25 protein-coding genes are annotated in these 24,754 nt (G+C 39.8%); 18 read left to right on the top strand and 7 right to left on the bottom strand.

From position 1 onward, the window contains the following. The first annotated feature begins 1 nt into the window (after position 1). The 11 genes from NSS81_RS11795 to NSS81_RS11745 all read left to right on the top strand — a co-directional run bounded on the left by NSS81_RS11795 (position 2) and on the right by NSS81_RS11745 (position 12,442). Positions 2-346: an ASCH domain-containing protein gene (locus NSS81_RS11795; protein WP_342433686.1), complete on the top strand. Its 345-nt coding sequence runs from the start codon at positions 2-4 to the stop codon at positions 344-346. A gap of 136 nt (positions 347-482) precedes the next feature. After that, complete coding sequence (locus NSS81_RS11790; protein ID WP_342433685.1) at positions 483-2,213, top strand: ABC transporter ATP-binding protein; 1,731 nt, start codon at positions 483-485, stop codon at positions 2,211-2,213. Continuing rightward, positions 2,213-4,072 carry an ABC transporter ATP-binding protein gene (locus tag NSS81_RS11785; protein WP_342433684.1) on the top strand — a complete coding sequence of 620 codons (1,860 nt, stop codon included), beginning with the start codon at positions 2,213-2,215 and terminating at the stop codon, positions 4,070-4,072. The genes NSS81_RS11790 and NSS81_RS11785 overlap by 1 nt, the downstream gene beginning before the upstream one ends. A 131-nt stretch (positions 4,073-4,203) precedes the next feature. Continuing rightward, positions 4,204-4,890 carry a hypothetical protein gene (locus NSS81_RS11780; RefSeq protein WP_342433683.1) on the top strand — a complete coding sequence of 229 codons (687 nt, stop codon included), beginning with the start codon at positions 4,204-4,206 and terminating at the stop codon, positions 4,888-4,890. A gap of 136 nt (positions 4,891-5,026) precedes the next feature. Continuing rightward, complete coding sequence (locus tag NSS81_RS11775; protein WP_342433682.1) at positions 5,027-6,157, top strand: hypothetical protein; 1,131 nt, start codon at positions 5,027-5,029, stop codon at positions 6,155-6,157. Between the two features lie 160 nt (positions 6,158-6,317). After that, positions 6,318-7,523: an MFS transporter gene (locus tag NSS81_RS11770; RefSeq protein ID WP_342433681.1), complete on the top strand. Its 1,206-nt coding sequence runs from the start codon at positions 6,318-6,320 to the stop codon at positions 7,521-7,523. A gap of 308 nt (positions 7,524-7,831) precedes the next feature. Then, positions 7,832-9,004 (top strand): ABC transporter substrate-binding protein, encoded by a 1,173-nt coding sequence (locus NSS81_RS11765; protein WP_342433680.1) that lies wholly within the window; start codon positions 7,832-7,834, stop codon positions 9,002-9,004. Positions 9,005-9,109: 105 nt separating this feature from the next. Beyond that, a complete protein-coding gene (locus tag NSS81_RS11760; RefSeq protein WP_342433679.1) occupies positions 9,110-9,988 on the top strand; it encodes a branched-chain amino acid ABC transporter permease in 879 nt (292 codons plus the stop codon). A gap of 12 nt (positions 9,989-10,000) precedes the next feature. Continuing rightward, positions 10,001-10,975 (top strand): branched-chain amino acid ABC transporter permease, encoded by a 975-nt coding sequence (locus NSS81_RS11755; protein WP_342433678.1) that lies wholly within the window; start codon positions 10,001-10,003, stop codon positions 10,973-10,975. Beyond that, the gene (locus NSS81_RS11750) at positions 10,950-11,735 is read left to right on the top strand and encodes an ABC transporter ATP-binding protein (RefSeq protein WP_342433677.1); all 786 of its coding nucleotides are present in this window, start codon (positions 10,950-10,952) and stop codon (positions 11,733-11,735) included. Before NSS81_RS11755 ends, NSS81_RS11750 begins: the two co-directional genes overlap by 26 nt. Beyond that, the gene (locus NSS81_RS11745) at positions 11,735-12,442 is read left to right on the top strand and encodes an ABC transporter ATP-binding protein (RefSeq protein ID WP_342433676.1); all 708 of its coding nucleotides are present in this window, start codon (positions 11,735-11,737) and stop codon (positions 12,440-12,442) included. The genes NSS81_RS11750 and NSS81_RS11745 overlap by 1 nt, the downstream gene beginning before the upstream one ends. A gap of 60 nt (positions 12,443-12,502) precedes the next feature. Here the strand turns inward: NSS81_RS11745 and NSS81_RS11740 are convergent, their stop codons facing one another. Beyond that, the gene (locus NSS81_RS11740; protein ID WP_342433675.1) at positions 12,503-14,311 is read right to left on the bottom strand and encodes a TIGR04190 family B12-binding domain/radical SAM domain protein; all 1,809 of its coding nucleotides are present in this window, start codon (positions 14,309-14,311) and stop codon (positions 12,503-12,505) included. A 288-nt stretch (positions 14,312-14,599) separates the two neighbouring features. On the opposite strand from NSS81_RS11740, the gene ybaK reads away from it, so the two are divergent. From ybaK to NSS81_RS11725, 3 genes are all read left to right on the top strand, one after another. Further along, positions 14,600-15,079: a Cys-tRNA(Pro) deacylase gene (gene ybaK / locus NSS81_RS11735; RefSeq protein ID WP_342433674.1), complete on the top strand. Its 480-nt coding sequence runs from the start codon at positions 14,600-14,602 to the stop codon at positions 15,077-15,079. A 161-nt stretch (positions 15,080-15,240) separates the two neighbouring features. After that, positions 15,241-16,341, top strand: a complete 1,101-nt coding sequence (locus NSS81_RS11730; RefSeq protein WP_342433673.1) for a PRK06851 family protein — start codon at positions 15,241-15,243, stop codon at positions 16,339-16,341. A gap of 118 nt (positions 16,342-16,459) precedes the next feature. Further along, positions 16,460-16,663 (top strand): hypothetical protein, encoded by a 204-nt coding sequence (locus NSS81_RS11725; RefSeq protein WP_342433672.1) that lies wholly within the window; start codon positions 16,460-16,462, stop codon positions 16,661-16,663. A gap of 73 nt (positions 16,664-16,736) precedes the next feature. Here NSS81_RS11725 and NSS81_RS11720 read toward each other — a convergent pair whose 3' ends face one another. Next, positions 16,737-16,892: a hypothetical protein gene (locus NSS81_RS11720; protein ID WP_342433671.1), complete on the bottom strand. Its 156-nt coding sequence runs from the start codon at positions 16,890-16,892 to the stop codon at positions 16,737-16,739. Positions 16,893-17,063: 171 nt separating this feature from the next. On the opposite strand from NSS81_RS11720, the gene NSS81_RS11715 reads away from it, so the two are divergent. From NSS81_RS11715 to NSS81_RS11700, 4 genes are all read left to right on the top strand, one after another. Continuing rightward, positions 17,064-17,702, top strand: a complete 639-nt coding sequence (locus NSS81_RS11715) for a DNA alkylation repair protein (RefSeq protein ID WP_342434005.1) — start codon at positions 17,064-17,066, stop codon at positions 17,700-17,702. Between the two features lie 73 nt (positions 17,703-17,775). Next, positions 17,776-18,630, top strand: coding sequence for a Cof-type HAD-IIB family hydrolase (locus NSS81_RS11710; RefSeq protein WP_342433670.1), 855 nt, complete (start codon positions 17,776-17,778; stop codon positions 18,628-18,630). Between the two features lie 41 nt (positions 18,631-18,671). Then, entirely contained in the window at positions 18,672-19,808 is a 1,137-nt protein-coding gene (locus NSS81_RS11705) for a sorbosone dehydrogenase family protein (protein ID WP_342433669.1), read from the top strand. A gap of 14 nt (positions 19,809-19,822) precedes the next feature. Next, a complete protein-coding gene (locus tag NSS81_RS11700; RefSeq protein WP_342433668.1) occupies positions 19,823-20,056 on the top strand; it encodes a hypothetical protein in 234 nt (77 codons plus the stop codon). A 405-nt stretch (positions 20,057-20,461) separates the two neighbouring features. On the opposite strand, the gene NSS81_RS11695 is transcribed toward NSS81_RS11700, so the two are convergent. Genes NSS81_RS11695 through NSS81_RS11675 form a run of 5 tightly spaced genes read right to left on the bottom strand, consistent with a single transcriptional unit; the run spans position 20,462 to position 24,702 of the window. Further along, on the bottom strand, positions 20,462-21,364 hold the full coding sequence (locus tag NSS81_RS11695; protein WP_342433667.1) for a FixH family protein: 903 nt from the start codon (positions 21,362-21,364) through the stop codon (positions 20,462-20,464). Continuing rightward, positions 21,361-22,038: an ABC transporter ATP-binding protein gene (locus NSS81_RS11690; RefSeq protein ID WP_342433666.1), complete on the bottom strand. Its 678-nt coding sequence runs from the start codon at positions 22,036-22,038 to the stop codon at positions 21,361-21,363. Before NSS81_RS11690 ends, NSS81_RS11695 begins: the two co-directional genes overlap by 4 nt. Continuing rightward, on the bottom strand, positions 22,035-22,832 hold the full coding sequence (locus NSS81_RS11685; RefSeq protein ID WP_342433665.1) for an ABC transporter permease subunit: 798 nt from the start codon (positions 22,830-22,832) through the stop codon (positions 22,035-22,037). Before NSS81_RS11685 ends, NSS81_RS11690 begins: the two co-directional genes overlap by 4 nt. After that, the gene (gene nosD, locus NSS81_RS11680) at positions 22,796-24,133 is read right to left on the bottom strand and encodes a nitrous oxide reductase family maturation protein NosD (protein ID WP_342433664.1); all 1,338 of its coding nucleotides are present in this window, start codon (positions 24,131-24,133) and stop codon (positions 22,796-22,798) included. The genes NSS81_RS11685 and nosD overlap by 37 nt, the downstream gene beginning before the upstream one ends. Beyond that, positions 24,130-24,702 (bottom strand): hypothetical protein, encoded by a 573-nt coding sequence (locus tag NSS81_RS11675; RefSeq protein ID WP_342433663.1) that lies wholly within the window; start codon positions 24,700-24,702, stop codon positions 24,130-24,132. Before NSS81_RS11675 ends, nosD begins: the two co-directional genes overlap by 4 nt. Between the last annotated feature and the right edge of the window lie 52 nt (positions 24,703-24,754).

Genomic DNA, 24,754 nt, shown 5'->3' with positions numbered 1-24,754 from the left:
AATGGCTGCACAAAACGAAAACAATACATTACCGCCAAAAACCTGTTCTGTGGACAAATTGGTTACATTAGAATCCGATGTAAAAAAGGTGCTTTCTGGAGAAAAATCGGCTACACGCAGGAATGGCCGATATGCCGACCCAGGTGAAATTATGACTCTTGAAGGCCGTGACTTTGTTATTGACAAGGTTTATTCGCAAAGCTTAGGAGAATTAACGGATAATGATGCACGCAGTGAGGGCTACGCTACGGTCGAGGAATACAAGCAGTCGATTCTTTCATATCATCCAGGAATGCCTTGGCTGCCGCAAATGCGCGTGTGGGTCCATGAATTCCGCCCTGCTTAAAAAGTAACAATAATAATAATCCATTTGCATGAGTCCTTTCTATAAGGGCTGATGCTTATTTTTTTGCTATAATATTGCTATTATAATATCAGAAGATTTGCAAAGAATGGTTTCTTAAGCAGGGGTGTCGAGGTTCATGGGATTTTTAACAAAGTACATCAGGAAGTATTGGAAGTCTTTTAGCCTAGCGGTGTTATTTCTAACCTTTGAAACGGTTAGTGATTTAATGATGCCAACGATTATGGCAAAAATTATTGATGTTGGGATTGTGGGTAGGGACCTGGATTATGTGCTGAAAATGGGCGGACTAATGCTGCTGATCACGGCTTTTGGTGCAGTGTCTGCATCGACGAGAAGTATACTGGCAAGCAATGTTTCACAAAACTTTGGCGCGGAACTGCGCTTGGATTTATTTAGAAAAATTCAAACATTGTCCTTTAAAAATATTGACCAGTTTGAACGGGCCTCGCTAATCACAAGGCTAACGAATGATGTCACCCAGGTACAAATATTTGCAAATGGCTTGATGAGAATCTTTGTTAAAGCCCCCCTGTTAGCCATTGGCGGTTTGATTATGGCTACTAGGCTGAATCTCCATCTTTCAGTAGTCCTTGCAGTGGTTGTTCCGATTGTAGCCTTTTTTATCATTATAAATCTGAGGTTAGGCTTCCCTCTCTTCTCTAAGGTTCAAAAAGCACTAGATCGTGTGAACCGTGTAATGAGGGAGTATTTATCAGGTGTTCGTGTCGTTAAGGCATTTAACCGTTTTGATGTGGAAGTGAATAAATTTGATCAAGCGAATGAGGAATTTAAAAATCAATCGATTGCAGCAACGCGGCTAATGGCAGTATTTAGCCCAGCGATTATGCTAACGGTCAACCTAGGGATTGTTGCTGTTCTTTGGATTGGCGGCTTAGGAGTAAATAACGGAAATATTCAAGTAGGTCATATTGTTGCTTTCATAAACTATATGACGCAAATCCTCTTTTCGCTGATGTTAATATCAATGGTGTTTAATATGTTTGTACGGGCAAAGACTTCTGCAGTAAGAATAGGTGAAGTCTTTTCACAGGAGGATCTGCTAACCTGGAAGGAGGAAAGTAGTGGAATCTCCTCCATAACAGGAAGGATTGATTTTGATAATGTGTGCTTCTCCTATGAAGGTACTAGCGGGGAACCAATTATCAAAAATATTAACCTCACCATTTTACCTGGAGAATCCGTGGGGATCATTGGTTCAACTGGCTCAGGAAAGAGTACACTCGTTGGACTTATCCCACGCTTTTATGATGCTAGCTCTGGAACCATAAGGGTGGATGGAGAGGATATTCGCGATGTGAATCCAAAACGATTACGAGAAAAAATTTCGATTGTACCGCAAAAAACCACCTTATTTACAGGAACCATTGAGGAAAATATCAAATGGGGCAAGGAAGATGCAAGTGCTGAGGAAATGATTGCTGCTGCAGAAATTGCTGGTGCCCATGACTTTATTTCAACTTCACCAGAAGGATATCAAACGAAAATTGGTCAAGGTGGCGTAAATTTTTCCGGTGGTCAAAAGCAAAGGCTCTCAATTGCCAGAGCGTTAATTAAAAACCCAGAAATCTTAATCTTAGATGATAGTACGAGTGCCGTTGATGTGACAACAGAGGCAGGAATTAAAGCAGGATTGAAGAAATATGCAAAAGGGCTGACTTGTTTGTTAATTGCGCAACGGATTTCCTCAATTATTGATGCGGATAAAATCGTTGTCATGGACGAGGGCAGAATTGTTGGGATTGGCAGTCATGCAGAATTAGTAAAAAGCTGTACCGTCTATCAAGAAATCTGTCATTCTCAGATGGGTAAAGAGGTGGTGCAATAATGTCAAAGGATCGTACAAATACACCGCCGCCAATGCCAGGACCTCAAGGAAAGCCTGGTGGTTTTGGGGGAGCCCACCGAAGAGGACCGGTAGTAAAACCGAAGAATTTCAAAGCGACATTACGAAGGTTATGGCAATACTTCGGTAAGGAAAGAAACATGCTCACCATCGTATTCATTTTTATTTTTTTTAGTTCAGCACTTACCTTACTTGCCCCCTATTTAATTGGCAGAGCGATCGATGCAATCAATCTTGCGAATGGAGTAGTAGATTTTGGAATCCTCAAAATTGCAATCTTTATCCTGGTTGTAGCCTTTATCTTGGAGGGCGTGCTTACCTTTTTACAGGGATGGCTCATGGCTGGAGTATCTCAGCGAATTGTTAAAAGCTTACGGGATACGCTATTTAGGAAATTACAGAAGCTGCCTGTTTCTTTTTTTGATCAACGGACATATGGTGAGCTGATGAGCAGGTTATCAAACGATATTGATAACGTTAGCAACACGATTTCCCAGTCTACGACACAACTAATGTCTGGAGTCATTGTGATCAGCGGTTCGTTAATCATGATGTTAATTTTGAGTCCAATTTTAACGGTTGCGAGTTTACTAACCGTACCGCTCGTCTTTTTGTTAACACGGATGATTGCAAAGCGGACAGGTAAGTTGTTTAAAGCCCAGCAGGTTCAGCTTGGTAAATTAAATGGACATGTGGAGGAGACAATCTCTGGAATCGAAGTGGTAAAGGCTTTTAACCATGAAGAAAAGGTTATTTCTGAGTTTGAAGAGATTAATACAGAATTGCGTGAGGTCGGCCTTAAGGCGCAAATATGGTCTGGTTTTCTAATGCCGATTATGAACGTTATAAATAATTTGGGGTTTGCGCTAGTTGCGGTTACGGGAGGAATTCTTGCTGTTAACAACATGATAACGGTTGGTGTGATTGCTAGCTTTATTACCTACTCAAGGCAATTTGTTCGGCCACTTAATGACTTAGCGAACATTTTTAATATCCTCCAATCAGGTGTTGCAGGAGCCGAGCGTGTTTTTGAAATCCTTGACGAACAAGAGGAAACGTCCGATATACAGGAAGCGGTTGTATTGGAGAATCCTAAAGGTCATGTAGTGTTTGAAAATGTTAGCTTTGGCTATCGCACGGATGTGCCGATTTTAAAGAATGTCAGCTTTGAAGCGAACATTGGCAGCAGCACGGCCTTGGTTGGTCCGACGGGAGCTGGGAAAACAACGATTGTCAATCTACTCACCCGTTTTTACGATGTAACGAGTGGGAGGATTTTGCTAGATGGTCGCGATATTAGAGACTATACACGTGATAGCTTAAGACGAAGCTTTGGCTTTGTCCTCCAGGATACGTATCTTTTTTCTGGAACAATTCTGGAGAATATTAAGTATGGTAAGCCAGAGGCAACGGAAGAGGAAGTAATCAAAGCGGCAAAGATGGCAAATGCCAATCCATTTATTCGGCGTTTACCGAACCAGTATGAAACGGTCCTAGCTGAAAATGGGGGAAATCTAAGCCAAGGTCAGCGTCAGCTGATTGCCATTGCCAGAGTCATCCTAGCTAAACCCTCGGTACTCATCTTAGATGAAGCAACTAGCAGTATTGACACCCGCACGGAGCATCACATTCAGGAAGCGCTGTTAACGTTAATGGAGGGGCGGACGAGCTTCATTATCGCTCATCGCCTAAATACGATTCGTGATGCGGACACGATTATGGTCATTGACCATGGGGAAATTATTGAAAAAGGCAGCCATGGTCGGTTACTAGAACAGCAAGGAAATTACTACAATATGTACCATAATCAGTTTAGAAATGTTGAATTGGCAAATGAGTAATAAATCCTCCCTTGCGCCCTTCTATTGAGGATATTGGTAATTCAGTACCAATTTAATAAGGCTTTGCTACTATCCTAAACTATGATAATGTGTATAAGTATGCATTGATAAAACATAAGGGTGGTACGACCGTGAAGAAGTGGAAAATAATAGTGAGTATTGTTGTTTTGATCCTAGCAGCGGGGGCTGGATCAATTTATTATCTTCTAAAAATTAAGGATTATGAGACAACAGATACAAAAGTCGAGGATATTGTCGAAGAAAAGTACGATATTAAATTGCCTGACGAAGGATTCAGAGATGACGCCAATCAGAATTCTGCCGAAAATAACACAGCCCCTGACATAGAAATAACATCTGTTGAAACGACAAACATAACCTCTGGCGTAGCAGAAGATAAAGGGTCTGCAAATACTAGTATGCCTAATAATAAACAAAAAACTGCAACTGCTGTAACAGTAACAGCTACTGCGATTATTGAAAGATATCAACCATCCTTCAATGATTTAGAAAACCAGGCATCAACGCGGCTCAATACTCTTTTATCCCATGCTTTTAATGAATATAAATCAAAGAAGGCAAATGATGAGGCTATTAACTATTTTTATTTTCTTTCAAAATATGAGACGGCAGCAGAAAAATTAGAAGCGAGTACAGATGAGTCTTTTGAATACATTTTTGCTGCACTTGTAAGTGATTTGAAGAAGGCGGGCTTTAAAGCGAGTGAAGCGCAATATATCGAGGATCATTATCGTAGTATGAAAAAAGAAAGACGTTCTTCTTTAATTGGTAAAGCAAAAACTTATATAAATATATAAAAGTTTAATAAAAAAATTGAAAGATATTGTAGTAAATTGGAGTTATATGTAAAATGGTAGTAATGCTTCACATTCAAGTTAGTAATCTAGCTGATTTTTGGAGAAGTAATATACATATATTAATAGGAGGATTATAGTGAAAAAAATTATTGCATTTACAAGTTTTTTATTCATTTTACTAATGACATTGCTTCCTACCCAAGTTTCTTATGCTGCTGAAACAAATGATAACTCGGTTAAACTTACGGGTGTTTCATTAATTACCGAATTAGGCGAAATCAAAGCAACTGAAACAGGAATCAACAATTTTTCTTTTAACTTTGCTGGATACCCTGGAACTACAAAGGTTCAGGCAGTTAAAGTAACATCTAATGAAGCAAAAATTATCTCGCTTATGTCTATTTATGATGATTTTTATTCAGAACCATACGATGGACAATTTGTGAATAATGAGAAGGTTATAAATAAGGCCGATGTTGTAGATTGGACAAACAGAACGGGAGATGACATCTATTACTTTTTATTTCCAGGTAATGAAACAACAGATTACTTGTTTACAATCCAAGAACTAAATAATTTAGTTGCTGAATATGATCTGTGGATGGGCAATGATGGCTTTGTTTCGGATGCAGATGGAAATGAATCACCGTTTTCTATTACATTTGCAGGTTGGAATTTAGATAACGGAAAATGGTTTTACCACAATAATAAAGGTGAACAGGTTTTAGGTTGGTATGAGATTGCAAATAAATGGTACTACTTTGATCCAACTACAGCAGAAATGCAAACAGGCTGGGAATTCATTAACGGCAAATGGTACTACCTAGAAACTAGTGGAGCAATGCAAACAGGCTGGGAATTCATTAACGGTAAATGGTACTACCTAGAAACTAGTGGAGCAATGAAAACTGGTTGGTTCCTACAAGGAGATAAATGGTACTATCTTGATCAAGCTAATGGTGACATGAAAACCAATTGGTATAAAGTTGGTGGCAAATGGTACTTCTTTGCGAAAAGCGGTGTGATGGAAACTGGTTGGGAATTTGTTGGTGGTAAGTGGTACTTCTTCGCGACGAGTGGAGCAATGAAAACTGGCTGGTTACAAACTGGCGGCAAATGGTACTACATGAATAATAGTGGTGCAATGCAAAAAGGTTGGATAGAAATTAGTAAAAAATGGTACTACTTATATAGCGATGGAAGCATGGCTTCAAACACAAGGATCGGCAGTTACCGCTTAGGCAGTAACGGTGCTTGGATTCGTTAATGCGTAATAAAAAGAGGATGCATACTGCATTCTCTTTTTTTATTATAAATAGGGTGACATGTGTAAAGACAACTGTTAGAATGTTAATTGGTTACTAGAGTAAACAACTCAAATAGTGGGGAATAATATAAATAGCTATTATTCATACAGGGGGTTCAATATGAAAAAGCAGAAGGAAATCTCAGAACGTAAATTGCTGGGAGTAGCTGGTTTGGGTTGGATGTTTGATGCATTAGATGTGGGAATGCTTTCCTTCATTATTGCGGCATTAAGTGTAGAATGGAATTTATCTGCAGAGCAGATGGGTTGGATTGGCAGTATTAATTCGATTGGTATGGCAGTTGGTGCCTTAGTCTTTGGAATCATGGCCGATCGAATTGGTCGAAAACACGTCTTTATCATTACGCTTTTATTATTTTCCATCGGTAGTGGAGTTTCAGCCTTTGCCACCACCTTATCTTTCTTTCTCGTACTAAGATTTATTATAGGCATGGGTCTTGGCGGCGAGCTCCCCGTTGCATCAACGCTTGTTTCTGAAAGTGTTTCTGCCGAAAAACGCGGCAGGGTCGTTGTTTTACTAGAAAGCTTTTGGGCGGCAGGCTGGTTGATTGCTGCTGTAATCTCCTACTTTATTATTCCGAAATTTGGTTGGCAGATTGCGTTGTTAATTAGTGCAACTCCGGCAATCTATGCGTTATATTTACGGATGGGACTGCCGGATTCTCCAAGATTCTCGGCGGTTAAACATAAAACAAAAATCTCCGTTTCCCAAAGTTTTGCAAAATTATGGTCAAAAGAGTACCGTCGTCCTACCACAATGTTGTGGATTGTCTGGTTTTGTGTCGTCTTTTCCTATTATGGCATGTTCCTCTGGCTTCCAAGTGTAATGGTCATGAAGGGGTTTAGCCTAATAAAAAGCTTTGAATATGTGCTAATTATGACTGTCGCACAGCTGCCAGGTTATTTTACAGCAGCTTGGAGTATTGAACGATTTGGGCGGAAGTTCGTCTTAGTTGTTTATTTAATTGGTACAGCAATAAGTGCCTATTTATTCGGAACAGCAGAATCCACGGCTCTCCTGATGACCTCTGGTATCCTCCTCTCCTTCTTTAACCTTGGAGCTTGGGGAGGTTTATATGCGTACACACCCGAACAGTATCCTACGATTATTCGAGGAACTGGTGCAGGAATGGCTGCAGCTGTTGGTCGTGTTGGCGGCATACTGGGTCCGCTATTGGTGGGTTATTTTGTCAAAAATAATATGCCGATTTCAACAATTTTCACCATTTTTTGTATATCTGTCTTAATTGGAGCATTTACCGTTCTATTTATGGGAAAAGAAACAGCAAAGACCGAATTAGTATAATTTTTAGATAAGAGAGATTCCAAAATGGAATCTCTCGCTTTTTTTCTATAAGGATCGTTTTTATTATTCTAATAATATTTATAGCTGCCTATTTAAGTTAGGATAGAGGCAACGCACTCTTTAATGGGTTAAATCAGTGCAGATAGTGTTAAAAGGGTAAAATACTATTTAGGGAAACTATATTAAAATAATTGATAATAATACTAGACTAATTGGAGATAATTTCGTACAATGTTTTCAGAATATTAATTTTCTTTAGAACAATGCAACAATTGAAAGGGATTACAAAAAAACAGGGGGGTTAGGTAATGAGAAAGAAAAAATTGGCGGGCATTTTTATGTCGCTTATGGTTGCGGCAGGTGTAATGGCTGGGTGTAATTCGTCTAGTACTAGTGGAGATGGCGATGACAAAACGATTAAAATTGGTGCCAATCTCGAGCTTTCCGGCGGGGTAGCTTCGTACGGTCAATCAGTCGAGGAAGGGATCCAACTAGCATTAGAGGAAATCAACAAAGAAGGAATTGATGGCAAGAAATTAAAACTGGTTAAGTTTGATAATAAATCGGATGCTGCTGAGGCAACAAGCGGTACAACTAAATTGATTAGCCAGGATAAGGTAGTAGCAATCATCGGTGCGGCTACTAGTACGAATACATTAGCACAAGTTCAAATTGCTCAGAAAAATAAAATACCATTGATAACACCAACTGGAACAAATCCAACGATTACAAACAAGGACGGCGTCCTAAGTGACTTTGTATTCCGTACATGCTTCATCGATCCATTCCAAGGGACCGTTGCAGCTAACTTTGCTTCCAATGAACTTAAGGTAAAAAATGCTGCCGTCATTATTGATAGCTCCAGCGACTATGCAAAAGGTCTTGCTGCAGCCTTCCAAACAGCATTTGAGTCAAATGGCGGAAAGGTTATTAAAGAAGAGGCATATATCGCAAAAGATACTGACTTCAATGCCATTTTGACAAATATTAAATCAGCCAATCCGGAATTCATCTTCCTTCCCGGTTATTATGAGGAAGTTGGTTTAATTATCAAGCAGGCTCGTGCCCTTGGTATTGAGGTTCCAATCATGGGTGGCGATGGCTGGGATTCTCCAACACTCGTTGAAATTGCGGGTGCTGACCCGTTAAATAACACATTCATTACTAACCACTATTCTTCTGGAGATTCAGATCCAAAGGTTCAAGATTTCGTAAAAGCATTTGAAGCAAAATACAAAGGTAAATCTCCTGACGCCTTTAATGCCTTAGGTTATGATTCACTTTATTTCCTTGCTGATGCAATTAAGCGTGCGGGAAGTGCAGATCCTGAAAAAATTCAGAAGGCACTTGCTGAAACAGATGGACTTTCACTAGTATCAGGAAAAATGAAGCTTGATAAAAATCATGACCCAATCAAAGCTGCCGTTATTCTTGAATACAAAGGCGGAAAACAAGAATTTAATACAAAGGTAAATCCGTAAGTAGACAAATTTTATAGTGAAAAAAGAATAGGGAGAATATATGTCTCCCTATTCTAATTTTAGTAGTTGGTATTATTTTCCTATTTCTAGGAAGGAGTCATGGACATGGAATTTGTGCAGCAGCTTGTCAATGGGGTTTCCTTGGGCAGCATTTATGCGCTGATAGCCCTTGGATATACAATGGTTTATGGGATTGTTAAATTAATTAACTTCGCCCATGGTGACGTATTCATGATCGGTGCATTTATTGGCTTTTATTCGATTACATTCTTACATTTGAATTTTTTCCTAGCCTTAATTATATCAATGGTTTTTTGTGCGATATTTGGAGTTCTCATTGAGCGGATTGCCTATAAGCCTTTAAGAAATGCAACACGGATTGCAGCCTTAATCACAGCAATCGGTGTATCCCTGCTAATAGAATATGGCGTGATTTATTTTAGAGGTGCCCAGCCGGAAGCTTATCCTAGTGGACTTGTTCCGATTAAAGCAATAGAAATCCTCGGAGTCAAAATTAGCGGTCAATCGCTTTTAATTTTAGGAATTTCCCTTTCCCTCATGGTTTTATTGCAGTTTATCGTACATAAAACTAAGATTGGTAAAGCAATGCGAGCTGTCTCACATGATATGGATGCAGCAAAATTAATGGGAATTAATGTCAATAATACAATTTCTGCTACGTTTGCTATTGGTTCAGCACTTGCAGGGGCAGCGGGAGTTATTTTTGGAATGTATTATACAAAAATCGAGCCCTTGATGGGAATTATTCCTGGCCTTAAAGCGTTCGTTGCCGCTGTATTGGGAGGGATCGGGATTATCCCAGGTGCGATGGTTGGCGGGCTATTATTGGGTGTAATTGAATCACTTGTCAGTGCTCTAGGCTTTTCATTATGGCGTGATGGCGTAGCGTTTGTCGTACTAATCTTAATTTTGATTTTCCGTCCATCCGGGTTATTCGGTAAAAATGTACGGGAAAAAGTGTAGGGGGCCTAAGCGATGAAAATACTTAAAAGTGCCAAAGGTTTTTGGACCTCAATCGTTTTAGCCGTTGTTTTTGGAATTGTTATGCAGTTTTTAATAACTGGAGAAATAATTAACTTTTTTTATGTAAATACCTTATATTTCATCGGAATAAATATCATTCTTGCTGCCAGCTTACACTTAATAATTGGAATAACCGGTCAATTCTCGATTGGCCATGCGGGTTTCCTAGCAGTTGGTGCCTATGCATCGGCAATCATTACGATGAAACTGGAGCTCCCTTTTTCATTGGGATTATTAGCAGGCGGATTGGCGGCGGCCGTTGCCGGTTTAATTATTGGGATTCCTTCATTAAGGTTAAAGGGTGATTATCTGGCGATTGCTACACTAGGTTTTGGAGAAATTGTCCGGATTGTCTTTTTGAATATTGATTATGTCGGCGGGGCTAGCGGGATGTCAGTTACTCAACTAACAACATGGCCGTGGCTTTTCGGCAGTATTTTGCTCACTGTCATCGTGATTCGAAACTTTACAAACTCCACACATGGACGAGCCTGTATTTCTGTAAGAGAAAATGAAATTGCTGCAGACGCAATGGGGATTAATACCACGTATTATAAGGTTATCGCGTTTGTGATTGGATCGTTTTTTGCCGGCGTGGCCGGCGCACTTTATGCCCATAATTTTTTCATCATTCAGCCGACAAACTTTGGTTTCTTAAAGTCATTCGATATCTTAATTTTTGTTGTTCTTGGCGGGTTAGGAAGTCTATCGGGGGCTGTACTGTCTGCTATTCTGTTAACGATTATTTCAACGTTCCTCCAAAGCTATCCTGAAGTCCGGATGATTATTTATAGCTTAGTACTCATTATCATGATGATTTATCGTCCACAAGGCTTACTGGGAACAAGAGAGTTGACCACATTCTTTAAATTCGGCAAGTCGGCTAAAGGAGGAGTCCATAATGATAGCAAAGACACCGTTGCTTAAAGTAAATAATGCTGGAATTCGCTTTGGCGGGCTCAGGGCAGTGGCTGATGTAAATCTGGAATTACAGCAGGGCGAATTAGTGGGATTAATCGGACCAAACGGAGCAGGAAAGACAACCTTTTTTAACTTGCTGACAGGTGTTTATGTTCCTACTGAAGGTAGTATTGAATTAGATGGGGATAAATTAAATGGCTTAGCACCCTACAAGATAACTAAAAGGGGGATCAGCCGAACCTTCCAAAATATCCGTTTATTTAGTGAATTATCCGTACTTGATAATGTAAAGGTTGCTTACCATTCCCTTGCTAAGCATTCGATCCTAAGCTCAGTTTTCCGCCTCCCGCCTCATTTTTCCGGAGAGAAAGAGATGGAGGAAAAGGCCATTGAGTTTTTAAAAATATTCAACCTCGATATTGTAATGCACGAGAAAGCCAAGAACCTGCCCTATGGACAGCAGCGGCGGCTAGAAATTGCCAGAGCACTTGCAGCAAACCCTAAATTATTGCTATTGGATGAACCCGCTGCAGGAATGAACCCGCAGGAAACAGAAGAATTAATGAATTTAATAGCCTTAATTCGAAAAAGATTCGATCTGACCATTCTATTAATTGAACATGACATGCTTCTTGTTATGGGAGTATGTGAAAGAATATATGTGCTTGATCATGGTCAATTGATTGCCGAAGGAACCCCGGAGCATATCAGAAATCATCCAAAAGTCATCGAAGCATACCTAGGCGAGGAGGTCGAGGTTTCATAATGTTAAAAATAGAAGATATCGATGTGTATTATGGAATTATTCATGCTTTAAAAGGGGTCTCGCTTGAAATTAATGAAGGGGAAATAGTGACGCTGATAGGTGCGAATGGTGCCGGTAAAAGCACATTGTTAAAAACCATTTCAGGCTTACTAAAACCAAAAAAAGGCGATATTCTATTTCATGGTGAATCGATTTCAGGTAAGGTTGCCCAATCTATTGTCAAACAAGGATTGTCCCATGTACCCGAAGGTCGGCGTGTCTTTTCTAATATGACAGTCGAGGAGAATCTTGAATTAGGGGCCTATCTACGTAAGGATAAAAAAGGGATCCGAGAAGATTTCGAAAAGGTATTTACCCTGTTCCCTCGCCTGCTAGAGCGTCGTAAACAGCTAGCGGGGACATTATCTGGCGGAGAGCAACAAATGCTTGCTATGGGCCGTGCCTTAATGGCACGTCCTCGTCTATTGCTTCTCGATGAGCCTTCGATGGGTCTTGCGCCTCTTTTGGTTAAGACGATTTTTAAAATTATTGCCGAAATTAATCAAAGCGGAACAACCATTTTGTTAGTCGAGCAAAATGCTAACATGGCATTATCGATTGCTGACAGAGCTTATGTAATTGAGACAGGGAAAATTGTCATCTCAGGAACGTCAGAGGAATTAAATGAAAGCGACCAGATTAGAATGGCCTACCTCGGTGGACATTAAACTAGTAGACTATGAATATACAAAAAAGGTATCGGAAGTGATCTCCGATACCCTTTTGTATTAACTTTCAGCTTCGTTGTGCTCTGGATCCAGTTTGAATTGATGACGGATTTGTGGCCGTAAGCTGATTTTCACTTTATTTGCATATTCTAGATACAGCTGCTCTAAACCAACCATAGCAAGGGAGAAGAAATTAGCGTAGTTCTTTTGAACCTCCCATTTTAGTTCGTTCTTTCCACAGATACTATATTCATTTAATTGTTGAACTTCCTTGCGGATTTTTTCTAATTCAGCCGCATGCTGCTCTTTTGGAAGGGCAAGAACACGATCGATTTTTTCAATATAATCGACAGATTTCTCTATTTTCCACTTAATATCATCATAGCCTGCTTGGTCAATCAGTCCATATTTTAACTTAAATTCATTTAAAAGTTGAGCAGATTCATAGGTTGAATTAACAATATCATCACGTGACAAATCCTTTGTTTCGTAGCTAAGCATATGCTTCCATGATGGCTGTTTTATCGCCTCGCGATGATCCTCAAGCGTATGACAGAACTTTTTATAGCCATGAATTTCTGGATGTTCAAATGCTGGGCTTGCAGGGTCAAGGAACGGTGCAAGTGGTGCAACAAAGTAAAAGATTCGTTTGTCTTGATTACAAGCAAGATGAATTGTTTCACAAAAATCAATGTTTTCTAACACACTAGCATAGGTCTGTCCTGGGATACCAACCATGAAGAATAAGTCGATTTTTTTACAGCCGTGCTTTAAAGCGAAATTAAGCGTATCGATAACCTTAGGGTTGGTACAGTTAAACTTCCCGTTATAGCGTCTGATTTTTTCATCATGTGTTTCAAGCGTAATTTCAATACTATAATTTGGTACACTGTCATTCATCTGTTGGAAGAACTCTTCATCTGCATACTGGAATAACTCAAAAACGACTTCATTTTTAAGATTAATTGCCTTCAGCCTGCTGAAGAATTCCTTTACATATTCACGCCCGCCCTGGCGCAAGTCATGGAGGATAAAAATTGGTGCCCGGCTAAAGCGAGAAATAAATTTAATATCCTCGATCAGTTTTTCAGGTGATCTTAGAGCAAGAGAACTACGGCCGCAGTTTTGGTCGTAGGCATCCTTTGAACCGCCGCAAATAAGACAGTTTTGCGAACAGCCTCGTGCTGTAAGTAAAGCGGTATTTGGGTATTGCAGCCAGCCGTTGTATGGAAGTGGGTCTAGGAAATTGCGATATTTAAATACGGAACGGACCGCATAACGATAACCTGGAACATCTAAATCATCCAAATCCTTTGGTACATAGGTAATGGGATTGTAGCCAACGTCAGTACCCTTTTTCCAAGTTAAGTTAGGAATGTCGACATAGTGGGTATTGCCTGTTTCAATCTTATTCATTAAGAGAAGCGTCAGCTTTTCAGTTGAATCGCCGCGCAAGACAAAGTCAATACAAGGATACTCAATTAACTCTTTATGATAATAGGTAGCAGACAGACCACCAAAGATCATTGGTACATCGGGATGAAGCTTTTTGACGATTTTTGCAAGTTCGATACTTCCGTGAGCATGTGGTAACCAGTGAAGGTCGATTCCGAAAGCCTTTGTCTTAATATTCCTTAGCTTTTTTTCAACATCAAATTTTTCACTCATTAGCATCCGGTTAGCAATATTGATGATTTTTACCCGAAGACCGTATCTTTCAAGGTATTCGGCAATACTAGTGATTCCGATTGGATACATTTCAAAAACTGGTGAAGAAGGAACAACATCACTAATCGGACCTGCAAGCAGGGAGTTTTTTCTAAAGTCATATACACTAGGTGCGTGTAAAAGGACTAAATCATATTTCATAACAGCCACCCTTTTTTTTGGTTTTATAATGAATAAGTGCAATTAATAAATTATCTAAATTTGTGAATATATTCACAATAATTTTTACTAAAATAAACGTGACTAAGTGAGTAATTAGAAAAACCTTTGTGTATTCTAAAAAGGGATATATTTCTAACACCTTTAGTTTACTATATCTTTGCTATATTCTATGTTTAATAGAGTGACGAACGAGTGACAAGTATGTGGAGATTCCGTGGACTTATATTAAAATAGAAGCGAATTTCCGACAGTGAAAGGGTGAGAAAAGTGGCTAAAGTTAAAACAAATGCAATTCGAATTCTCGATGCAAAAAAGATCGCCTATGAGGTGCTAACATACGACAACAAGGATGGAAAAATTGATGGGATTACCGTGGCTGGTAAAGTGGGGAGAAACCCAAATATGGTATATAAAACTCTAGTGGCTCAAGGGGCAAGCAAGAATATCTTTGTTTTTATTATTCCCGTCGAAGCGGAGCTCGATTTAAAAAAGGCGGCAAGGGCAGCGGGTGAAAAAAATGTTGAGATGATTCCTGTGAAGGATATTCAAAAATGGACTGGCTATATCCGCGGCGGATGCTCACCAGTCGGAATGAAAAAGGATTATCGGACGTTTCTCGATGAAAGTTGTAGATTGTTGGAAGAGATAGTCGTCAGCGCAGGGAAAATAGGCGTACAGATGGCGTTGAAGCCAGAAGACTTGATTACTATAGCAAAGATAGAAATAGTTGATTTGTTGAAGAATTAATCTCCTGATTAGGCTTTCACCCATAGCGAATTGCTGCATAAGATAGTGTGTAAGAAAATCTACAATGTTACTCGGCAATTGACAAGCCTCTTAAGGCGGGTCATGAAGCGTAGTTGTACTTATGGGTAATATTTAATAGCCATTAAAGGGAGTGTTGATCAGTGGCAGGGAAAGTTAAAAACTATTACGCTGGTGGTAATACAGCGAAGGGGTTTCATAGCCTTTATGATTCCAATCTCCAGGGGCTTGACCGTATTTTTATCTTAAAGGGCGGTCCAGGTACGGGGAAATCCTCGTTGATGAAAAAGATAGGCAGTGAATGGATCGAAAAGGGCTATAATATAGAATTCCTTCATTGTTCTTCAGACAACAGCTCCATCGACGGAGTGCTCATTCCTGCACTGAAGGTAGGAATCGTGGATGGTACAGCTCCACATGTGATTGAACCAAAAGCACCAGGTGCCGTCGAAGAATATATTAATCTGGGAGAAGCTTGGGATGCCCGCGCACTCGGAGCACATAAACAAGAAATTTTCCGTTTATCCAATCAGATTAGCCAGGCGTATAAGCAGGCCTATGCAACCTTCAAGCAAGCATTGGACATTCATGATGACTGGGAAAAAATTTATATAGATAACATGGATTTTTCAAAGGCAGAACAGCTGACAAAGAAGTTAATTGGTTCATTTTTTGGAAAAATAAAGTTGAACAAAAAATCGGATATTCGCCACCGTTTCTTAGGAGCAGCTACACCAAAGGGAGCCGTGGACTTTGTCCCGAATTTAACGGAAGAGCTGCCTAATCGTTATTTTATTAAGGGACGGCCAGGTTCTGGAAAGTCAACGATGCTGAAAAAGATTGCAGCAGCCGCGGAAGCGCGTGGCGTCGACACCGAAGTTTATCATTGTGGATTTGATCCCAATAGTCTGGATATGGTGTTATTCAGGGAGCTGGGGATTGCAATTTTTGACAGCACGGCTCCACATGAATATTTCCCTAGCCGTGCGGGAGATGAAATCATTGATATGTATGAGCTCCTAATTACACCGGGTACTGATGAGATTTACGCTGACCAAATTAAGCCGATTGCAGCTAACTATAAAGCAAAAATGAAAGAAGCAATTTCCTACTTAGCGAAGGCGAAGGAATTTCACGATGGGCTTGAGGCGATTTATGTCCCTGCAATGGACTTCTCCATCGTTGAAAACATTCAAAGCTTCATTGCGGAGGAAATTAGAGAATTGGCTTTAGTTAATAATTAATAAGACTCGCGAGACTGTCCTGATGTTGGGGGCAGTTTTTTCATGATTACCTTAGTGCAGATTGGGGGAATCTATCGGTACGGTCTAGTAAATCTGAATATAGAAGGAGCCATTTACAGTGAAAAACAACTCAACGAATGAAGCTGTTGAAGCAAATATTGAGATTAACAAACAACTTGAAGACGGAAAGCTCCATGCCCCCATTCAAGCACACTCCGAAGCAGAAAGAGCAAACCTTGAATTGCAGAATCAATTCAGTAATAATGATGATGATCAGAAGGACTTACGTGCCTCACCAGCTGCTATTGTCACCCCACAGTAGCTTTTAATAAGAAGTCGGCTTTCAAAAAGAAAGCTGACTTCTTATTATTTGAAGGGTATTTTTAAATGATTATTTATTTAGGATTGGTTTTGCTTGTCTTTTCTTTTACATTGCGTTTATTGCCTTTGCTGTTATCACCGCTGACAATCTCTGAGGCAAATTCAGCTTCTGCATACCCAGCCTGTGGGGAATTTTGATTTTTACTGCCTTTATTATACTTTTTTGTCATTTGAAAAACTCCTTTCGTCTTTACTAATTCTTAGTTTGTCGTCCCTCTGCTCCTTTATTCAATATGATTACCGCAAAAAGAGGTGTAGGGAATATAAAGAAAAGGTTACAATATTTGTATAGGAAAAAGGGAGATGAGCTTTTGCAAAAACACATAGATTTACTAACCCAAATGTTTGAAAAAAGTCGAAATCTGCAAGACGCAGAACCGATGAAAAAGTATATGAAAGACCATTTTCCCTTTTTGGGAATCAAGTCACCGCTAAGAAAAGAGCTTGAGAAACAATTTTTCAAAGAGACGAATCTCTTAAAAGAGCCTTTTAATCAAGAGTTTGTATTAGAACTATGGAATAAAGATGAAAGAGAATATCAGTATACGGCGCTGGTCTATCTGGAGAAATCGCTAAAAAAACTGCAAAAGGAAGATTTGCATTTCCTTGAAAACCTAATCGTTACAAAATCGTGGTGGGATACGGTTGATGCGCTAGCACCGAAGCCTGTAGGGGAAATTGCACAAAAATACCCGGAAGTGATTAAAGAAACGATTAATGGCTGGGCAGCCAACGAAAACCTTTGGCTGCGAAGAGCGTCCATTCTTTTTCAACTGAAATATAAGCAGCAAACAAATGAAAATCTCCTTTATCAATACATACAAAAGAATGCTGATAGTAAGGAGTTTTTTATCCAAAAGGCAATAGGCTGGGCCCTAAGAGAATATTCAAAAACGAACCCTGCCTCCGTTAAAGAGTTTATCGAGGATAATCAATTAGCTCCCTTAAGTATTCGTGAAGGAAGCAAGTATTTAACCTGAGCAAAAAGGCGAGAATGTAGCAGTAATCATGTTAGAATGGCAGTAATACTAAAACGGGGATTAGGTGAATAGCATGATTAAATGTATTGCAACAGATATGGATGGAACCTTATTGAACTCTGTTCAGCAAATTAGTAAAGAAAATAAAGCAGCGATCTTAAAAGCACAAGCTCAGGGAGTAGAAGTTGTCGTTGCTACAGGTCGTTCTTATCAGGAAGCACGGTACGTCTTAGATGCAGCAGGACTGGAATGTCCAGTCATTGGTGTAAATGGTGCAGAAGTACGAACGAAAGAGGGGGAACGGGTTACCTCGACACCAATTGATAAGCAAACGGCAATAAAGGTTGCTTCCAAACTTACTGAAAAAGATGTCTACTTTGAAGTCTATACAAATAAAGGGGCATTCACGATTGATGCGGACAAGGCGGTATCCATTCTAGTTGATATTATTGTCAGTGCAAACCCCGAAGTGAATCAACAGGAAATAGAATATGCTGCAGCAGCGAGAATCCGTGATGGCTTAGTTGAAACCATTAGTGATTATCAAATTTTATTTGAGCAGGACGAATATCAGATTTATAAATTTCTTGCCTTCTCATTTGATTCAGAAAGACTTGATCATGCTAGCGACTCACTTAAAGAGTTAACAGAACTAACAGTTACGACTTCAGGGCATGAGAACCTTGAAATCACCAATAAATATGCACAAAAGGGCATTGCCTTAGAGGCCTTTACGAAGGAAAGAGGTATTGATTTATCCGAGACGATGGCGATAGGCGATAGTTATAATGATGTCTCCATGCTTGAGAGAGTCGGCAGAGCGGTTGCTATGGAGAATGCAGGCTTTGAAATTAAATCGCTCTGTGATGTAATTACAAGCACGAATGATGAGCATGGAGTGGCAAAAGCGATTCTGGAGGTACTTTAGAAGGGCTGAGGCAAATCTAAACAGACAGAAAGGAAGAGGCTATGTACAAGGCTTGTTCTATTTTATTATCGATGGTCTTATTGATGTCAGGTTGTTCTTTTTTTGAAAAAGAGGAAGTGCAGCCAAAGGTCCAGCCAGAGGACAAAGCAGTCGTCCTCCAGCCAGACGAAGGAGCAATCATCCCTCAGCCAGACGACGAAGCTATCGTCCTTCATCCAGAGATTGAAGTAATCGCAGAAAACTTACGGGTTCCATGGTCAATTGACATGGTTAACGGGGTTTTCTATCTGAGTGAACGAACGGGAAGTATCGTGAAAGTCGAAAATGGTAAAATGGAACGGCAGCAAGTAAGCCTGGAAAAACAGCTTGCTAAAGCGGCTGAGGCTGGACTGTTAGGCTTTGTTCTCGACCCTAATTTCACTGACAGCCAAAGGGCGTTTGCTTATTATACGTATTCTGACAATGGACGGGACCAGTTTAATCGGATTGTCATCTTAGATTATGATGGTGATCGATGGAAAGAGGAAAAAATCCTCCTTGATCGAATTCCAAGCGCTACCTATCATCATGGCGGCCGGCTGAAAATTGGCCAAGACAATAAGCTTTATATCACCACGGGTGACGCCACCACACCTGAAACAGCACAGGATTTAACAACATTGAATGGAAAAATTCTAAGAATGAATTTAGATGGAACGATACCTGATGATAATCCTTTTCTAAATTCCTATGTTTACAGTTATGGCCATCGGAATCCACAGGGATTAGTGTGGATTGGCAGGACATTGTATGCGAGTGAGCATGGTCAATCGGCACATGATGAAGTAAATCAGATTAAGCCGGGTGCCAATTATGGCTGGCCTGTAATCGAGGGATGGGAAGAGAAAGCAGGAATGGAGACGCCGTTGTTTCAATCAGGTGAGGATACATGGGCACCTTCAGGGATGGCGGCATTTGCTGGAAAACTATATGTAGCGACATTAAGGGGCATTGCGGTCCGCGAATTTGATTTGGAAAAGAAAACTACGAGTCCTGTCATTACCGGATTAGGGAGAATACGTGACCTTTTCATCGATGGCGACTATTTATATTTTGTCAGTAACAATACCGACGGCAGAGGCACTCCGGATGAAAACGATGATCGTTTGTTCCGAGTACTACTTAGTAATCTGAAGTAAAAGGAAGGTTAACGATGAGTACAAAAAGTAATAAATTACAAAATGGCTGGACCTTAATTGCCCATACATCCTACCAAGTCTTCACTAATAAGAATTCCTATGTCATTGTCGATGAAGACAATGATGTCGTGATCAGGTTTAACCTCCAGGAAAATGAGATTGAGATTTTAGGAGCAAATTGGAACCTAAACTATAAAATAAACCTCGGCTTTAAAACCCTAAAAATCATCAACACACCAGAAGAATGAAAAAAGCACGCTGACAATGTCCAAACCTGTCTGAAGGACAACTCCGTGCGAAAAACCGAGCAAGATGTCCTTCATAAGTTCGATGAAGGACAACTCCATATGGAAAACCGAGCAAGATGTCCTTCATAAGTTCGATGAAGGACAACTCCATATGGAAAACCGAGCAAGATGTCCTTCATAAGCCCGATGAAGGACAACTCCGTTCGAAAAATCAGGCAAGATGTCCTTCATAAGCCCGATGAAGGACAACTCCGTTCGAAAAATCAGGCAAGATGTCCTTCATAAGTTCGATGAAGGACAACTCCATATGAAAAACCAGGCAAGATTGCCCATGAATTCACCAAACCTGTCTGAATTCATCTCTATGGATTAGTACAAAAAGCAACATCGTTTAAGAAAAGAGCTTTAATAAATAACAATTTCCAATGAATTTACCTGTGATACAAGCAGCTCCTCATAACGTTTTTGTGCTTGGAAGAAAACTTCTTGTTCACCCATCTTAGGGTTTTCCTTTTTAACCTGGGCAACCAAGTCATTTTGCACCTTTTGAGAAAGAACAATTAACTTATATTGCTGTTTTTCTATCTCCCAAAACGCTTCTTCCCCGTACTCAGTAATCATTGCTTTAGCAGCTTCATATTGATTGTACTGAGCCTGAACCTTGTTGATTTCAGTCTCTATTTCAGCATCAGCTGCCTGATGGCCTTTTTCTTCGGCAAGCATCGCCATTGAACGCAGACGGATGATTTGCGTCAATAATTGATTCTTATCCTCTATCAATTTTTCTTGAGAATCCCAATAAGCTAAGGCCTCATTCAACTCCTCACCCGTGTATCTCTTTTGATCTGTCTCCCGGTTGATCGCTAACTGTAGCTTATTGATAAACTTATAGAACTCTACATCCTCATTTGTAATCCAGCTTCCATTAACGGATGCGACACCTTCAGGTTTTTCAACTTCATAATTAATAACCTTTTCAATTTTTTCCCCATCTGTTGTCAATGTTAGTAATATTTCGTATTTGCCTCCCATTGGAAGCTCCACATTACCGGAATAAATGCCGTTTTCCCCTTCAGTTAACTTAACATCATATGTGCCGTGATCCATATTGGTCATCGAAAATACTGCTGAAACTTCAAGTCCCGTCGCTGCCTTGTCCTTCTCGGTTACTTTGATTTCAAAGGGAACATTAGTATTTTGTTGGTAGTAGATGGGTTTTGTTACCTCTATCTTATACTCAGGGCTCGCACTACAGCCTGAGAGTGCAAGCAGTAGCAGCAGTGCGGTGAGCATCATCGCCTTTTTCATGAGTCAATCCCTCCAAGATTATGTGTTTGCAAGAATTCTGCAACCGTGTATTTGTTCATTTTCCCATTATCCAAATAGGCGACATGGGTACATACCTGTTTGATTTCATCCAGATGGTGTGAGGAGAGGAGGATGGTTTTATCGTGAAGTGATTTTAACACTTCTAAAATTTCCTTCCTTCCCATCGGATCAATTCCGCTTGTGGGCTCATCAAGAATCAGGATGCTGGAATCCTGATAAAGGGTAATCGCTAAGCCAAGACGCTGGAGCATGCCCTTTGAATATTTTTTCACCTGGACATCGCGGTCATCCCACAGGCTTACCGAAGTAAGTACCTGCTGAATGCGTTCTTGGTTGGCGGCTTTTTCGACCACTTCTGCAAAAAAGGTAAGATTCTCAAGTCCTGTTAACATTGGATATAACTGAAATTTTTCAGGAAGATAAGCTATCGCACTTTTCCATTCACTGTTTTTCTTTGTCACTTCGATTTCATTGATTGTAATCGTTCCTTGCTTAACTGGCAGTAAACCGAGCAAACTATTGATAAAAGTAGATTTCCCGGCACCATTGCGGCCGACAAGCGCGCAAATTTCATGTCTGCAAATTTCGATGGTGATGTCCTCTAAGACTGTTTTTTTCCCGAAGGATTGGTTTAGATTGGTTACCTTAATCATTCGAAGCCCTCCTTACGGTGAAAGACAAGTGCTGCTCCTATCGAGGTAGCAAGCCAGAATAGGAGGTTTCCAAGCAAAAAGAATACTGGCTGCGTCCACATAAAGGCCTGCAGAAGCCGTGACATATGGCCGAAGGAATAAACACCCATCCCCGTTTCTAAAAACATCCTTACCGACTGTAAGGGATTTAAAAAGTACATGCTTGAAAATAACTTTACATTTTCATAGGTTACGTCAGATAGAAAGGAAAGCAAGATAAAATCATGCAGGAAGAAAAAGTAAAACCAGACAAAAATCGTATAGCCGATAATTTGCATCCGCGAACGGCTGAAACTTCCGATTGCTGCTCCGATTTGAAGAAAAGTAATAGACAAAATCACAATCGCAGCCACAAAGATGTAGTAGCTTTTCATATCCAGTTGGAAGTTAAATTTGAGTAATAGCAGGTACAAGAAGAACCAGACAAGGAGCGGGACAAGGACGACGACGTAAAGTCCAAGGCTCTTTTTGATTAAAAAGCTCATATAGTTGTCTTTCTTTGTTAATAGCATGATTAACGTCTTTTGTTCTTTTTCTTGAAAGATTGAAAAGGCGCCAATAAATAAGCAAAGGATCGGGATAAAGTAGATAATCGTATCAAACAAATTAATTAAGAGGACATAAAAGCCTTTATCAAATGAAAGGGCAGTGGAACGAAACAGAATACTAATCATTAGGAGAACAACAATGCTTAAAGCGAGCCATAATCCCTTCCCTCTTATGTTTTCTTTCCATTCCTTCCAAATATAATGCATAGTCGATGTCTCCCTTTTAATAAAATCAACCCAGCAAGCAGCGCAAAAGCAATAAGTAGCATTGAACCAGCATTCCCTTTTTCCGCGGCCAACGGGTGCGGGTCGTTAAACATAACTTTTTCATCTTTTAGTAGGGCGTTCATTTTTTCAAATATCGTAATTGCAGGACTTTTTAAAAATAAATAGGATAATTCCTGCTCTTCAATCAGCTGGTATAAAGAAGATTGATAGGTTATCGGAAAATCCCCGAGGCCATCCTGATTTAAGTCGGTGAGCGGGAACGAACTTCCCCAGTTGTTTCCTTTGCTATCCTTGCTCCAGGAATTGCTCTCACTCGTTCCACCAATGGTAACAGCGGGAATCGTATTTTCAGTAATTTGATTTTGTGTAAAAATTTGTTGATTGGAACTAGCCCAAAGCTCAATGCCAATCTGATTTTGAGTAATTTTATTGCCCTCGATATGGTTGCGTGTGGCTTGATCAATGTAAAGTCCTCGTTGGTTCATGTAAAAAGTATTGTTCATAATTTGATTATCATTTGCTTGAAGCAGTAATAACCCAAACGATTTATTTCCATAGTTTACAATGAATTGATTGTCCTCAAGAATTAAGTGATTTGAGTTCATAATAGCTGCGCCGCCAGTGTTCATCGTAAAGGTATTCTTTTTAAAGATATTTTTGTCTGAATACATATAGTGAAGTCCATATCTAGTGTTACTTATGTTATTTTCATAGCTTTGATTGTTGTTTGAGTAGTCAAAGAACATTCCATCCCGTGTGCCTTCGATGGTGTTATGGGAAAGGATATTGTCGTTCGCGTAATAGACGTGAAATCCATTTCCTTGGGCAGCAATTTCGCCTTTGCCTATGCCTTTAATGTCAACATAACGGATGGTATTTTCATGAGCTTGACTTAAATAAATACCGTGAAAACTATTGCGGATCTTGATATGTTCAACTACATTTCCATTTGTATGGATTTTGATGGCAGCATACTCTTCTGGCGAATTTCGGTCCATACCGCCATTGGTTACGGTGAGCTGTTTAAGTGTTACCCCAGGTGCTTTGATAGAAATAACATTACCCTTTCCGTCACCTTTAATCACGGTATTCCTCGTGCCAATAATGGTAATCGGCTTCATGAGAACAAGATTGCCCTCATACGTCCGATCTTCAAGTTTTAATACCGCTCCTTCTTCCGAGCTGTCGATAAGCGATTGTAAGTTTTCGGCGGCTATATTTTTCTCAGGATGGATGACAAACAGAAGTGAGAAAACGAAAAGAAAGAGCAGTTTTTTCATTTTTTTCGGTCCTTCCATAACGGAATGAGTAATAGAATAAAGGCAGCGATAAGGAAATATGTACCGTAGCCAAGAATGCTATTGGTTAAAAAGTTTGCCACTGTATTATGCCCTAAAATCGGCGGTACAAATGGGTCAATCTTAATGGGAGCAGTAGGGCTTAAATTTGTACCAAAATGGACGAGTGCTTTCCGAAGCGTAATAACTCCAAGTACGCCGCCAACCATAAACAGTCCAATTAATCCGTAAAGGAGCTTTTTGTTTCTAAGCAGCGCTACTAAAAGCGTAATGGCTGCTAAACCAATAACTAAATAGGAAAGATACTGTAATTGCGGGAAATTCTCCTCACTAAAGTTTTCCATACCGATATAGTGATTCAGTCCATTAACAATATCAATCTCACCCTCAAGTTTATTCGGATAAACAATAATATTCAGCCCTTCAGGATATTGCGGGGCAAAAAAGACCATTTGCCACCATGGGAAAAAGATAGAAAGGACTAGTAATCCTGCTGAAAGTGTTATGAGTAAAGAAGATAAAATCGACAATTTTCTACTCTTATCAATCAAGTTAACCACACCTTTCTAAAAATTAGGCTTTGTTAAAACTAACCTGTTGATT

Origin of the sequence: Neobacillus sp. FSL H8-0543 (assembly GCF_038592905.1) — a bacterium.
Taxonomy (GTDB): Bacteria; Bacillota; Bacilli; order Bacillales; family Cytobacillaceae; genus Neobacillus.
This window is presented reverse-complemented; position numbering and strand designations above follow the sequence as displayed.

Coding starts and splice junctions, on each gene's coding strand:
- NSS81_RS11795 (WP_342433686.1), top strand. CDS start 2: ATGGCTGCACAAAACGAAAACAATACATTACCGCCAAAAACCTGTTCT.
- NSS81_RS11790 (WP_342433685.1), top strand. CDS start 483: ATGGGATTTTTAACAAAGTACATCAGGAAGTATTGGAAGTCTTTTAGC.
- NSS81_RS11785 (WP_342433684.1), top strand. CDS start 2,213: ATGTCAAAGGATCGTACAAATACACCGCCGCCAATGCCAGGACCTCAA.
- NSS81_RS11770 (WP_342433681.1), top strand. CDS start 6,318: ATGAAAAAGCAGAAGGAAATCTCAGAACGTAAATTGCTGGGAGTAGCT.
- NSS81_RS11765 (WP_342433680.1), top strand. CDS start 7,832: ATGAGAAAGAAAAAATTGGCGGGCATTTTTATGTCGCTTATGGTTGCG.
- NSS81_RS11760 (WP_342433679.1), top strand. CDS start 9,110: ATGGAATTTGTGCAGCAGCTTGTCAATGGGGTTTCCTTGGGCAGCATT.
- NSS81_RS11755 (WP_342433678.1), top strand. CDS start 10,001: ATGAAAATACTTAAAAGTGCCAAAGGTTTTTGGACCTCAATCGTTTTA.
- NSS81_RS11750 (WP_342433677.1), top strand. CDS start 10,950: ATGATAGCAAAGACACCGTTGCTTAAAGTAAATAATGCTGGAATTCGC.
- NSS81_RS11745 (WP_342433676.1), top strand. CDS start 11,735: ATGTTAAAAATAGAAGATATCGATGTGTATTATGGAATTATTCATGCT.
- NSS81_RS11740 (WP_342433675.1), bottom strand. CDS start 14,311: ATGAAATATGATTTAGTCCTTTTACACGCACCTAGTGTATATGACTTT.
- NSS81_RS11720 (WP_342433671.1), bottom strand. CDS start 16,892: ATGACAAAAAAGTATAATAAAGGCAGTAAAAATCAAAATTCCCCACAG.
- NSS81_RS11715 (WP_342434005.1), top strand. CDS start 17,064: ATGTTTGAAAAAAGTCGAAATCTGCAAGACGCAGAACCGATGAAAAAG.
- NSS81_RS11710 (WP_342433670.1), top strand. CDS start 17,776: ATGATTAAATGTATTGCAACAGATATGGATGGAACCTTATTGAACTCT.
- NSS81_RS11705 (WP_342433669.1), top strand. CDS start 18,672: ATGTACAAGGCTTGTTCTATTTTATTATCGATGGTCTTATTGATGTCA.
- NSS81_RS11700 (WP_342433668.1), top strand. CDS start 19,823: ATGAGTACAAAAAGTAATAAATTACAAAATGGCTGGACCTTAATTGCC.
- NSS81_RS11695 (WP_342433667.1), bottom strand. CDS start 21,364: ATGAAAAAGGCGATGATGCTCACCGCACTGCTGCTACTGCTTGCACTC.
- NSS81_RS11690 (WP_342433666.1), bottom strand. CDS start 22,038: ATGATTAAGGTAACCAATCTAAACCAATCCTTCGGGAAAAAAACAGTC.
- NSS81_RS11685 (WP_342433665.1), bottom strand. CDS start 22,832: ATGCATTATATTTGGAAGGAATGGAAAGAAAACATAAGAGGGAAGGGA.
- nosD (WP_342433664.1), bottom strand. CDS start 24,133: ATGAAAAAACTGCTCTTTCTTTTCGTTTTCTCACTTCTGTTTGTCATC.